This window comes from Halococcus dombrowskii (assembly GCF_022870485.1).
Lineage (GTDB): Archaea > Halobacteriota > Halobacteria > Halobacteriales > Halococcaceae > Halococcus > Halococcus morrhuae.
In genome coordinates this window covers 514,879-527,659 of the sequence record NZ_CP095005.1, presented here as the reverse complement: position 1 = coordinate 527,659, position 12,781 = coordinate 514,879, and the positions used below count along the sequence as shown (strand labels likewise).

10 protein-coding genes are annotated in these 12,781 nt (G+C 67.1%); 7 read left to right on the top strand and 3 right to left on the bottom strand.

Annotated features, from left to right (window positions below; genetic code table 11):
* Window positions 1–58: 58 nt before the first annotated feature.
* The gene (locus MUK72_RS02820; protein WP_244703711.1) at window positions 59–1,984 is read left to right on the top strand and encodes a carbon starvation CstA family protein; all 1,926 of its coding nucleotides are present in this window, start codon (window positions 59–61) and stop codon (window positions 1,982–1,984) included.
* A gap of 6 nt (window positions 1,985–1,990) precedes the next feature.
* Here the strand turns inward: MUK72_RS02820 and MUK72_RS02815 are convergent, their stop codons facing one another.
* On the bottom strand, window positions 1,991–3,262 hold the full coding sequence (locus MUK72_RS02815; RefSeq protein ID WP_343749952.1) for an inorganic phosphate transporter: 1,272 nt from the start codon (window positions 3,260–3,262) through the stop codon (window positions 1,991–1,993).
* Window positions 3,263–3,363: 101 nt separating this feature from the next.
* Here MUK72_RS02815 and hisI point away from each other — a divergent pair, with 101 nt between their 5' ends.
* Both hisI and MUK72_RS02805 read left to right on the top strand, forming a co-directional pair.
* Window positions 3,364–3,741, top strand: coding sequence for a phosphoribosyl-AMP cyclohydrolase (gene hisI, locus MUK72_RS02810; RefSeq protein ID WP_244703709.1), 378 nt, complete (start codon window positions 3,364–3,366; stop codon window positions 3,739–3,741).
* Complete coding sequence (locus MUK72_RS02805; protein WP_244703707.1) at window positions 3,734–4,858, top strand: DUF7118 family protein; 1,125 nt, start codon at window positions 3,734–3,736, stop codon at window positions 4,856–4,858. Before hisI ends, MUK72_RS02805 begins: the two co-directional genes overlap by 8 nt.
* On the opposite strand, the gene glmM is transcribed toward MUK72_RS02805, so the two are convergent.
* Window positions 4,859–6,217, bottom strand: a complete 1,359-nt coding sequence (gene glmM, locus MUK72_RS02800) for a phosphoglucosamine mutase (protein WP_244703705.1) — start codon at window positions 6,215–6,217, stop codon at window positions 4,859–4,861.
* 464 nt (window positions 6,218–6,681) lie between these two features.
* Between glmM and MUK72_RS02795 the strand changes: the two genes are divergently transcribed.
* Together MUK72_RS02795 and prs are read left to right on the top strand one after the other, a co-directional pair.
* Entirely contained in the window at window positions 6,682–7,464 is a 783-nt protein-coding gene (locus tag MUK72_RS02795) for an HVO_0234 family beta-propeller protein (protein WP_244703702.1), read from the top strand.
* A 21-nt stretch (window positions 7,465–7,485) separates the two neighbouring features.
* A complete protein-coding gene (gene prs, locus MUK72_RS02790; RefSeq protein WP_244703699.1) occupies window positions 7,486–8,328 on the top strand; it encodes a ribose-phosphate diphosphokinase in 843 nt (280 codons plus the stop codon).
* Here the strand turns inward: prs and ileS are convergent.
* Window positions 8,325–11,513, bottom strand: coding sequence for an isoleucine--tRNA ligase (ileS, locus tag MUK72_RS02785; RefSeq protein WP_244703696.1), 3,189 nt, complete (start codon window positions 11,511–11,513; stop codon window positions 8,325–8,327). The genes prs and ileS overlap by 4 nt on opposite strands.
* A 120-nt stretch (window positions 11,514–11,633) precedes the next feature.
* Between ileS and MUK72_RS02780 the strand changes: the two genes are divergently transcribed.
* Window positions 11,634–12,263, top strand: a complete 630-nt coding sequence (locus tag MUK72_RS02780) for a uracil-DNA glycosylase (RefSeq protein WP_244705263.1) — start codon at window positions 11,634–11,636, stop codon at window positions 12,261–12,263.
* Window positions 12,264–12,302: 39 nt separating this feature from the next.
* The gene (locus MUK72_RS02775; RefSeq protein ID WP_244703694.1) at window positions 12,303–12,728 is read left to right on the top strand and encodes an HIT family protein; all 426 of its coding nucleotides are present in this window, start codon (window positions 12,303–12,305) and stop codon (window positions 12,726–12,728) included.
* Window positions 12,729–12,781: the final 53 nt, after the last annotated feature.

The following is a 12,781-nucleotide window of genomic DNA, read 5'->3' as shown; positions in this document are numbered from 1 at the left end:
CGATACCGAGGCCAACGCTTAAGTCGTCGTTTTCCATTGATTACTGTGGACAACTACCATGCAGGTACTCTGGCTCGTCCTCCTGGCGCTCGTCACGTTCACGATCGGCTACGTCGGCTACTCGCGCTATCTCGCACGGTTCGTCGATCTCGACGACGACCGCGAGACGCCGGCACACAAGTATCGCGACGGTCAGGAGTACGTCCCCTCACAGCGGTCGGTACTGCTCGGTCACCACTACTCGTCGATCGCCGGCGGCGCGCCCATCGCCGGCCCGATCACCGCGGCGGCGGCCTTTGGCTGGCTGCCGGCGATCCTCTGGATCGCAGTCGGCAACCCCCTCTTCGGCGCGGTCCACGACTTCATGTCACTGTCGTCGAGCATGCGCCACGAGGGGAAGTCGATCGGCTACATCATCGGCGAATACGTCGGCGAGCGCGGCAAGGACATGCTGCTCTGGTTCGCCTTCTTGACTATCATCCTCGTCATCGCCGCGTTCGCCTTCCTCATCGGGAGTATCTTCGACGCGTTCCCGCAGGCGGCGACGGCGTCGGTGCTCTACATCGCACTCGCGGTCGTCTTCGGGATCTATCTCTACCAGTTGAACCTCCCCTTCCTCCCGGGAGCGGTGGTGTTCGTCGCGGCGGTGTTCGCCGGCGTCTGGGTCGGCCTCGAATACCCGATCGCGCTGGCCGCCCGTGACGGCCTGCCCGCGGGCACGGTCGTCCTGTTCGGGAGCGCGCTCGACTGGCTACCGCTCGCGGGGGCGATCAACCCGAACGTGGCCGCGTGGATCCTCGTGACAGTCCTCTACGCGTTCGCCGCGAGCGTGCTCCCGGTGTGGGTGTTGCTCCAGCCGCGCGATTTCCTCACGTCGAGCCTGCTCTACACCGGGGTCGGCGGCATGCTGCTCGCGGTGATCGTCGGTTCGCTCATCGGCTTCAGTCCTGTGGACGTCGTGGTACCGGCGGCGGGCATCGACGTGACGGTAAGCTCGCTCGAAACGCAGATCGCACCGTTCACCGGGTTCGTCCATCCCGCGCTCGGCCCGATCTTCCCGTTCCTGTTCGTCACGATCGCCTGCGGGACGATCAGCGGCTTTCACTCGCTGGTCTCCTCGGGGACGACGGCCAAACAGTTGAACAGGGAGAGCGACGCCCGGCCGATCGGCTACGGCGCGATGCTCGGCGAGGGGCTGCTCGCGGTGACGGCGGTCATCGCGGTCTCGATCATCGCCACCTCCACGGGATCGCTCGACGCGGCGCTCGTCACCTTCCCGGCCGGCGGCGGCGCGCTGCTCACGGCGCTCGGCATTCCGATGCTCGCGGCGGCGGCGTTCATCGGGCTGGTGTTCGCGAGCTTCCTGCTGACGAGCACCGACACCGCGGCGCGGCTGGGTCGCTACATGCTCGAAGAGATCGTCGGCACGCCCGAGACGAGCACGCAGAAACTCGCGGTCAACCGCTACGTGAGCACCGGCATCCTCGCGGTCGGTGGCTACGCGCTCGTCGCCAGCGGCACGTGGGAGAACATCTGGCCGCTGTTCGGGGGCGCGAACCAGACGCTCGCCGCGCTCGCGCTGCTGGTCGCGACGGTCTGGCTCGCCAACTGGAGCGACAACAAGCAGCTCATCAGCACGGGCGTGCCGCTCGTGTTCATGATCGGCGTCACGGTCGTCGCGCTGCTGTGGATCGGCGTCGTCCGCAATCCACAGACGATCCTCGCGGGCGAGGCCGGCGGGGCGGTCGCGGCCGCATCGCTCGCGCTCCAGAGCGTGGTGGCGATCGTGCTCGTCGGGCTCACGCTGGGACTGCTCTATCTCGGCATCACCAACGTCAGAAACGTCCGCGGCGACGCGGGCACCGCCGTCGCCGACGGGGGTGAGCAAACCGACGGTTCTCGAACAGCGCGGGAGCGAAGCCGCGAGCAGGCGTTGGAAGACGAGGGAAGCGAGTCTTCCGGAAGTGAGCCGGACGACGACTGAACCGCGTTACGCACCGACGACCAGCGCCAGTCCGCGATACAGTCCGAACCCGACGGCGAGCGTTCCGACGAGCGTGCCGAGCCAGGCGAGCACGGTGAACCCGATCTTGCGCGCCGAGACGCCCGCCGAGCCCACGACGAGACCGCTGCCGATGACGCCGCCGATGATGACGTTGTTGAACGAGAACGGGATCCCGAGCGCGATGGCGGTCTGTGCGATGAGAAAGCCGGGGATCAGCGCCGCGATCGATCGCCGAACGCCGAGTTGGGAATACTCGCGCGAAACGGCCTGGAGCAGGCGTGGCGAGCCCATCCAGGCACCGAGGAGGATGCCGAGCGCCCCGAGCCCGAGCAGGACGATCCCGGGCGTCCCGAACGAGGCGAACAACGGCTCCAGCGGGCCGGTGGCGAGTCCGACCTGGCTGCCGCCGGAGGAAAACGCCACGATCGCGCCGAGGCCGATCAGGAACTTCCTGATGCCGGCGTCCATCGAGCGGCGCATCTCGCGGCGCACGAAGACGAAGACCAGAGCACCGACCACGAGGCTCGTACCGAACGCGAACACGTCGTACGACCCGAACAGAGCCGGCGCACCGCCGAGCGAGCGCGAGAGGTAGTCCGCGAGCGTCCCCGTCCCGCTCGCGGCGGGGATGAACGTGAACTCGACGTTCGCGAGGACGAAGCCGACGACGGCGCTGAGAAGTGACACGCTGAGTTCCTCGGGGACGTCGTCGCGGCGCAGTAGGGTCGCCGTTACGTAGGCTATCGTCGCCGAGACGAACGGCACGGCCACCCAGAACATGCCGAGGCGCTGGTAGGTGTCGTAGGCGGGCGCGCCGCCGAGGGCGAGCCCCGCACCGACGACCGCACCCGTCGTGGCGAACGCCGCGGGGATGGGGTAGCCGGTGCGGACGCCAACCGCGATGAACCCCGCCGCCGTCAGGAGAGCGGCGATCGCGGCCAGCGGCGAGATCGAAGCACCGTCGATGAGCCCCTTGCCGACCGTCTCGGAGATACTGCCACCCTGTGCGAGCGCGCCGAGCGCGGCGAACGTCCCGATGAAGAAGGCTGCGCGCATCGTCGGGAGCGCGTTCGCGCCAACCGCCGGGGCAAAGGGTGGCGAGTTCGACGAGGCACCGAGCGCCCACGCCATCCCGAGGCTCGCGAGCACCGCCGCGCCGGCCACGAGCAGCGACGCCGACGCCTGGAGGACGATCGTCACCGGCGGCGTTCCGGGAACCGTGCTGTCCGTGCGAACGTTCCGACGACCGACAGACATTGGTACATGGTGACTATCACCATGTTTTTCCGCTGAGAGGAAAAAGCGTTGTCGCTCGGCGACACAAAAGACCTATGCGCGCGAGGCGGCCAGTCAGCGCCATGAGCCGGACGGAATCGGCCGTCGATCTCGCCTTCGGCGACGACAGGCTGGTGACGATCGTCGCCCAGGACGCGAGCTCCGGGGCGGTGCTGATGGTCGCCCACGCTTCTCCGGAAGCCGTCGAACGCACCCACGAGACGGGGCTCGCTCACTACCACTCCCGCAGCCGCGACGAGCTCTGGCAGAAGGGCGAATCGAGCGGTCACGTCCAACATGTCGAGGAGATACGGGTCGACTGCGACGGCGACGCCCTCCTCTATCGCGTCAGCCAGGAGGGCGGTGCCTGCCACACTGGCCACGAGAGCTGTTTCTACCGCACGCTCGACGGCGAGACCGTCGGCGAGCGCGTCTTCGATCCCGACGCCGTGTATGACTGAGAGCACGGACGACCTCGCCGAGGAACTCGCCGCGGCACACGAGTCCTGCGAGGCGATCGACGCCGAGATCGCCGAACACGGCGAGGCAGAGCTCGAAACGCTCGCCGACGCCCACGATCGCGCAACGACGCTGCTCGATAGCTACGAGGAGCGCGCCACCGGTACGGGCGATTTCGAGGCGTTCATCGAATTTCAGGAGTCGTTCGACGAGCTCGTCGACTCGCTCGACGAGGAACTGGCCCTGCGGTCGGCGTTCGAGGACGCGAACGATCGCTTCGACAAGCGTCGGCTCTCGGCAAGCGATTTCGCGGCCGCCCGTGAGGCACTCGCGCCGGTCGCCGAACGAGTCGAACTACTCGACAAGCGGACGCGACGCAGCGAACGCTATCGGGAGGCACGCCGGCACGCGGTCGTCCACCGCGAGGAGCTCGACGAGAGGATCACCGAACTGGAACGGCTCGCCTCGCTCTCGGATGTCGATCTCGACGCGCCGATCGACGATCTTCGAGAACCCATCGAGAACTACAACGAACGGGTCGGGGCGGCGTTTCGACAGTTCAGGAGCGAGGCGAGCGCACGCGACGTCCTCCAGTTCGTCGAGCGCACCGAACAGTATCCGCTCGTTGGCTTTCGCTCGCCACCGGACGACCTCCGCGAATACGTCGAAACGAGTCCCGTGGGCACCGAGTCGCTCACGCAGCTCGTCGACTACGCCGATTATTCGCCATCGAAGCTCGCCCACTACGTCGACGATCCCGAACGACTCCGGAAGAACGTCGCCATCCATCGGAGCTATCTCGACGGGCTCGACGCGACGGCGCTCGAAATCGGCTGGCCACCGCCGCCCGCCCTCGACTGTCGCTTTCTCCTGAACGAACTCGTCTCGGTCGTCGGCCGGTTCGCGCCGGACGACGTGGTGAAAACCCTCCACGAACTCCGTGCGTTCACCCGCGAGGAGCGGTACGGACGCCTCCAGCGCGCCGCGACGGCTCGCGAAGAACTCACCGAAAACGAACGTGAGCGTCTCGCCGCCGACACGGTCGAGGACGAACTGGCGAGTGCAAAAACGGATCGTGAGCGGATCGTGGCGGCGCTCTCATCCCATCCCGGCCCCTGATCAGCCGTCGAGTGCGCGATCGAGTCGGTCGCCGATGCCGTCGGCGAGCTCGTGGGCGCGCGCTTCGGTGTGCGCCTCGGTGTAGATGCGCACGACGGGTTCGGTCCCGCTCTCGCGGACGAGCAGCCAGGCATCACCGAAGTCGAGTCGGTAGCCGTCGGTATCGTTCAGTTCACCCTCGCTCTCGTCGGCGTACGCTGCGGCCGCGGCGAGCAGCGTCGCACGGTCGGCATCGCTCTCGTAGCCGACGGTCGTCCGCACGTTGTGATAGCCACCGACCGCCTCGACGACCGCGCTCGCCGAGCGATCGGCGAGCAGTTCGAGGAAGCGAGCCGCGGTGTACGCGCCGTCACGAGCGAGACGGTGGTCGGGAAAGAGCACACCACCGTTGCCCTCGCCGGCGATCGGCACCGAAACGCCGTCGTCGTGGAGTTCGCGTACCCGCGAGATGATGCGCGTGCTCCCGACGGGTGTGAGTTCGAGCTCTGCACCCGCCTCGCTGGCGACGTCGACCAGTCGTTGCGAGACCGTCACCGCCGAGACGGTGCTGTCGCCGTCGTCGAGCGTCGCGCCGGCCAGCACCGCGAGCGTCGCGTCGCCCTCGATGTAGTTCCCGTACTCGTCGAAGAAGATCGCCCGATCGGCGTCACCGTCGTGGGCGATGCCGACGTCGGCATCCGTTGTGCGCACCAGCCGACCGAGATCCGCGAGATGTTCCGGCACCGGTTCGGGATCGCGACCCGGGAAGCTCCCGTCACGCTGGGCGTTGACCGTGTGGACCTCACAGCCGAGCTTCCTGAACAGCCCCGGACTCGTGAGCGACCCCGCCCCGTGACCGGGATCGAGCGCCACGGTGAGGTCGGCCGCGGCGATGCGCTCGCGATCGACGGCCGCGACGACCTCCTCGACGTACTCGCGGCGCGCGCTCGTCACCCGTCGGGCGTTCCCCGTCTCGTCCCAGCGAGCGTGCTCGAACGTCCCGTCGTCGAGCAGTTCCTCGACCCGCTCCAACTGGTCGACGCCGAACTCGATGCCGTCGTTGCCGACGAGTTTGATCCCGTTGTACTGTGGCGGATTGTGCGAGGCGGTGATCATCACCGCCGGCACTCCCTCGCGCTCGGCGTACGACTGGAGGGCCGGCGTCGGCAGCACACCCAGCCGATCGACGTCGCTGCCGGCGCTCGCGAGCCCGCTCGCCGTCGCGTCGGCGAGCATCTCGCCCGTCGCGCGCGTGTCCCGCCCGACGGCCGCCTGCCCGTCGACAAGCGTCCCGACGGCCAGCCCGATCCGCAGACAGAGCGTCGGCGTCACCTCCTCGTTCGCGACCCCGCGAATCCCACTCGACCCGAACAGTTGCATTCGAGTCACCTGACGGCCCGACTCACAAATCGCTTCCGACCCACCTTTTTGCTGCGGGGAATCGCGCGCTTCGCGCGCTCAACCCCTTGCGAAAATCTGGACCAAAAACTGCCGCTCACTCGGCCTACGGCCTCGTTCGCGGTGTTCTCGTGAACGACCGTAGGGAGTGAACGAGAGCCAGAGAGACGCGAAGCGTCTCTCGTGAACCGCGCTCACTACGTTCGCGCGGACGCATCCACCACCGCAACCGCAAACCGCACAGCACCGCAGAAGCCCTCGGCGCGCTCCCTTCGGTCGCGGCGTTCGCTCCGCTCACACCACGCGTGGTTCGAAACGGCGAAGCCGTTTCGTCATCACGAAAGGCGCTTCGCGCCTTTCGAACGACCTCGCCCTTCATCCGCCAGGTACCGCAACCGGCGCGGCCGCGCCGGAACGCTTTCGCCGCTCGGCGTGCGCATCCGCGTATGAGCAGCATCGACGAAAAGCGCGTCCACGGCGCGAACACCGAGCCGACGGCGCTGTTCGTCGCCAGCGACATCGGCCTCACTCGCGTCTCGGTCGCCGGCGAGCGCGTGGGCGAGATCGAACTCCGCGATCGCCGCCCCGTCCACGATCTCACATTCGACGAAAAACTGGCCATAGCTACCGACGAGGACGTGCTGGTCGGCGACTCGCTCACGGAGACGGGGTTCGGCCCGGCGACGGCGGTCGGCTTCCAGGACGGACTCGTCGCCGCCGCGCCGGATGGGCGGGTCGCACGCCGAATCGACGACGAATGGCACGACGTGGGCACCGTCGAGACGGTTCACGCGATCGACGGCGACCTACTCGCCACGGACGGAGGAATCTATCGACTCACGGACGACGGCCTCACCCACGTGGGTCTCGACGCGGTCCGCGACGTCGCCGTCGAGGGCGTCCCGCGAACCGCGACGGCCACGGGACTCTACCGCCTCGGCAACGGCTGGATAGACGAGCTCGACGGCGATTTCCGGATGGTGAGCGCCGACATCGACGGTGAACTGGCGCACGCCGCGACGGCGGACGAGTTCTACGCCCACGACGACGGCGAGTGGCGGGCGATCGAGACTGAAAAATCGATCGCGGCGGTCGCGTACGCGGGACTGGTCTATGCCGTCGCGACGGACGGAACGTTGCTCGTCGGGACCGGCGACGGCTGGCGCGACCATCCCCTCGGGATCGGCGAACCGCACGCGCTCGTCGCGGCGGATCGAAAACCCGTTTAACTGGCCGTCACAGGAGCACACATGATCGTCAGCGCCTCCGGCTCCCAATCGCTCGCCAGCGCGCTCGCGACGGCGCTCGACGAGCCGCTCGCAGGGACGACCTACGAGCGCTTTCCCGACGGCGAGCTGCAGGTTGCGGTGCCGGACTTCGACGCCGAACGCGCAATCGTCGTCTGCTCGACCGCGACGAGCGACGCCCACATCGAAGCGCTCCAGCTTCAGGACGCCGTCCGCGAGGCCGGCGCGAACGAGGTCGTCACCGTGATCCCGTACATGGGCTACGCCCGCCAGGACAGAGCCTTCGAACCGGGCCAACCCGTCTCCGCCCGCGCGGTCGCCCGCGCACTGAGCACCGGTACCGACCGCGTCGTCACCGTGAACCCTCACGAGGAATCCGTCGGCGACTTCTTCGACGTCCCCTGTTCTACCGTCGACGCCGCCGGACGGCTCGCCGATCCCCTCCCGGAGCTCGACGACCCGGTGTTCATCGCCCCCGACGCAGGTGCCATCGATCTCGCGGAGACGGTACGGGACGCCTACGGATCGGGTGAAACGGACCACTTCGAGAAGACCCGCCACAGCAGCACGGACGTCGAACTCGAACCGCACACCGCCGACGTCACGGGACGCGATGCCGTGCTCGTCGACGACATCATCGCCACCGGTTCGACGATGGCTGGAGCCGTCTCGCATCTCACCGACGATACCCGGGTGTTCGTCACCTGCGTCCACCCGGTCTTCGCCGGCATGGCCAGAACGCGCCTCGCCCGTGCCGGCGTCGCGGCCGTCTACGGGACGGACACGATCGAGCGCGCCGAGAGCGCCGTCAGTGTCGCGCCGGCCGTCGCCGCCGCGCTCGATTAGTCCGCCCGCGCCTCGGCGACCGGCACGATGGCGATCTCGACGGTCGTCTCCTCGATTGCCCACTCACGACGATGGCCGTCCGCGACGTCGCCGAACGTCGCAGCCCTGACCTCCTCGCCGATGAGCGCCTCGTGCTCGCGAACGAACTCGGCAACACGCTCGTCGACGATGTCGAGCTCGACCCTGATCTCGGCCTCCAGATCGAGGTCCAGCTCCTTTCGCATCTCCTGGATCCGTCGGACGACGTCGCGCGCGTAGCCCTCGCTCTCGACGTCCTCGGTGAGCGTCGTGTCGACGTAGACCGTGCCGCCGCCCTCAGCCGCAAACGTGTCAGCGGCAACCCCTTCTGGAGTCTCGGTGACGATCTCGACCATCTCGTTCGTGAGTTCCACTGACTCGTCGAGCGCGTCCGAAACGGCGGTTTCGAGCGCCTCCAGCGTCGGTTCCTCGACTCGCGCTTCGTTGAGCGCGGTCATCACCTCGCCCGACCGATCGCCGAACGCCGGTCCGAGCACGCTCATGTCCGCGCTGGCGCTGTATCGCAGCTCGCCCCATCGCTCGTCGGGGCCGATCAGATCCACAGTCCTCGCGTTGAGCCGGTCGGCGACGATCGCCGATTGGGATTCCACCGCGTCGGCGACCGCCTCGCTCTCGGCATCGACGACGATACGCGTGACCGGCCAGCGGAGTTTGCGCTCGGCCTGCTGGCGGGCGGCCGAACCGGCCTCCTCGACGCCGCGGGCGACCCGGACCTCGCGTTCGAGCCGTTCGTTGCGGAGTTCGTCATCGGGTTCGGGCCAGTCGCACATATGGACCGTGTCGAACTCCTCGTCCCCGGTGAGCGTGCCGTAGATCTCCTCGGCGGCGAACGGCGCGTACGGCGCGAGCAGCGCGACGACCTCCCGCAGCACACGGTAGAACGTCGCGTACGCGGCACGCTTCGAGGGGCTGTCGGCCTCCTCCCACATGCGCTCGCGCACGCTCTGGACGTAGAAGCGCGAGACGTCCTCGACGACGAAATCGAGCAGGGCATGCAGCGCGCGATCCTGGCGGAACTCGCCCCATTCGTCGGTCATCTCTCCCTCCACGGTTTGCAGTCGGGAGAGCACCCACTCGTCCTCCCGTTCGAGAGTGATGTCGTCAAGTGTGATCTCGGCGGGATCGAACCCGTCGAGGCGCATGTAGGGAAGGGGGAACCGGAAGACGTTCCAGAGGATGTTGAGGTTGCGCTGCATCGTCTCGGTCTCGTCCCACGAGAATCGCATGTCGTCGCCCTGTGGTGTGACCGACAGGAGGAACAGCCGCATCGGGTCCGCGCCGTACTCGTCGATGACCTCCTGGGGCTCGACGGTGATGTCCTTCGATTTCGACATTCCCCTGCCGTCGGGCATGTTGGCGTAACCGTGCATCAACACCTCGTCGTAGGGGATTTCGCCGAGCGCGGCCGTGCCCATTCCCAACTGCGACCAGAACCAACCGCGGGTCTGGTCGTGGGCCTCCATGATGAGGTCGGCGGGCCAGAGTTCCTCGAACTCGCCCTCTTCCTGGGGGTAGTCGAGCGTGCCCCACGACGCCACCGAGGAGTCGAGCCAGACGTCGAAGACGTCCGGCACGCGCGTGTAGGTCGTCCCCTCTTCGGTGATCGTGAGATCGTCGACGGTCGGGCGGTGGAGGTCGACCTCGTCGGGGTCGACAGTTTGGTCGGCACGTTCGGCCAGCTCCTCGCGCGTGCCGATCACGACCACGTCGTCCATCTCGCCGGACCACTCCTCGGGCGTCCAGATCGGGACTGGAATCCCCCAGTAGCGCTGGCGCGAGACGTTCCAGTCGGGCGAGCCCTCGATGAAATCCCGGAAGCGGTTGTCGCGAGCCTCTTGGGGATGCCACTCGGAGTCCTCGATGTTGTCGAGCATCTCCTCCTTCACGTCGGTGACGGTGATGAACCACTGATCGGTGGCGAGAAAGACGATATCGGTGTCACAGCGCCAGCACTGGCCGTAATCGTGGGCGTAGGTCTCCTCGGCGAGCAGCAGTCCCCGCTCGTCGAGATCGGCGATGATCCCGTCGTTGGCGTCGCGAACGAACTCGCCGGCGTATTTCCCTGCCTCGTCGAGATAGACACCGTCGCCGCCGACGGGACAGAACACTGGCAGGTCGAGCTCCGATCCGCGCTCGAAGTCCTCCTGACCGTGGCCGGGCGCGGAGTGGACTAGCCCAGTTCTGTCGACCTCGACGTAATCGGCGTGGTAGACTTCGCCGACGCCCTCACCGTCAGGGCGGTCGGGAACTTCCTCGGCCAGCGGGTGGTCGTACTCCCAGCCGAGCATTTCCTCGCCGTCGAGCTCGTCGAGCACCTCGTAGTCGTCGTAGCGACCTTTCTTCAGGACTTCCTCGACGACTCCAGCAGCGAGATAGAGCACCTCTTCTCGGCCGTCTTTTGCTGCACGGACCTTTTGATATTCGACATCCTCGTCGATCGCGACGAACTCGTTGGCCGGGACGGTCCAGGGCGTCGTCGTCCAGATGACGAGGTTCCCCTCGCGCTCGCGGAGCGGGAACTCGACGTAGATCGAGGGGTCCTCGACCTCGTGATACTCGACCTCATTCTTTGCGATGGCCGTCTCACACCGGGGACACTGGGTGATCGAGCGTTTGCCCTGCTCGACGAGGCCACGGTCGGCGGCCTCCGCGAACCCCCACCACGCCGCCTCCATGTATTCGGGGTCGACGGTTTTGTACGGGTTCTCCCAGTCCATCCAGACGCCGAAGGACTTGAAATCCGACTGGAGTCCGTCGAGCTGTTCGTCGGCGTACTGCTTGCACTCCTCGATGAACGGCTCCATGCCGAACGCCTCGATGTCCTTCTTGTTGTCGAAACCCAGTTTCTCCTCGACGCGGGTCTCGATCGGCAGGCCGTGCATGTCGTAGCCCGGCCGGTCGGTCACGTCGTAACCCTGCATCCGGTGATACCGGATGTAGGCGTCCTTCAGGGTCTTGTTCCACGTCGTGCCCATGTGGGCTGCACCCGACGTGTAGGGCGGGCCGTCGACGAAGAAGAAGTCCTCGCCGTCGGCGCGGTGTTCCGTCGCCTTCCGATAGGCGTCGGTCTCGTCCCACTGCTCGAAGACGCGGCCCTCGACCGCATCGGGGTCGTAGCGGTCCGCGACCGGCTCGAACCTGCTCATGGCTCGCCTACCCGTGCGGGGACTAAAGGAGCCTCGGTTGTGCAGACCGACCTGTCGGACCCGAAGCGGGGCGAATCCGCTGACCGGAACGGACTCAAACAGGCCGAACGCACACTTGCCATGCCCGAGTATCCCGATCCCGACTCGAAGAACGTCCTCGCGCCCGACTGTGAGCGCTGCCCGGCGCTTGCCGATGCCCGCGAACACATCTCGTGGGGCAACGGCTCGCTCGACGCGGAGCTCGTGGTGGTCGGCGAGGCACCCGGTGCCGGTACGCCCGAGGCCGACCGCTGGAAGGGCGGCAACTGGACCGGCATGGCCTACACCGCGCGCCACTCCGGACGAAAGATTCGGGACCTCTTTGGCGATCTCGACTTCGACAGCGACGATATCTACTACACGAACGCCGTCAAATGCTTCCCCGAGGGCGAGGACGGGTCGAACCGCGAACCCACGAGCGAAGAACGAACGAACTGCCGACCGTATCTCGAAACCGAGATCGAAGAGATCGAACCGCGCGCCGTCATCGCGACCGGCAAACACGCCACGACGAGCCTGCTCGCGACCGAGGGAAAGAGCATCGACGGTTTTCTTGACTCGATCCTCGAACCGGTCGAGCTCGGGAGTCTGGGGACGACGCTCGTACCGGTTCTCCACCCCTCCTATCAGGCCATCTGGCTCTCGCGGCTCGACTACACCTACGAGGGCTATCTCGACGCCATCGCCGAAACGCTCGCTGGGGTCGAGTGACGCCAAACCTTCTTGCTCCCTGCACGTGAGATGCGAGGTATGTCGAACGACTGCCCGTTCTGCGGGATCGTCGCCGGCGAGATCCCCGGCCGCATCGTCCACGAGACCGACGACGTGACCGCTTTCCTCGACGCGAACCCGCTCGCGCCCGGCCACACGCTCGTCGTCCCGAACGATCACCACGAGCGACTCGACGATCTCCCCGAGAAGCTCGCCCGCGAAGTCTTCGCCGTACTCCACCAACTGACGCCCGCCGTCGAGGCGGCTGCCGACGCCGACGGCTCGAACGTGGCGTTCAACAACGGCCCGGCCGCCGGCCAGGAGGTCCCCCATCTCCACGGCCACATCATCCCCCGGTTCGACGACGACGGTGGTGCGCCGATCCACGTCGTCGCCGGCAACCGACCCGATCTCACCGAGGACGATCTCGACGCCATCGCCGAGGACATCCGTAACGCCCGATAGCGACACCACCCGCGGACCGTGATCGTTCGCCGAGTCCCTTCCTCCCCATCCTC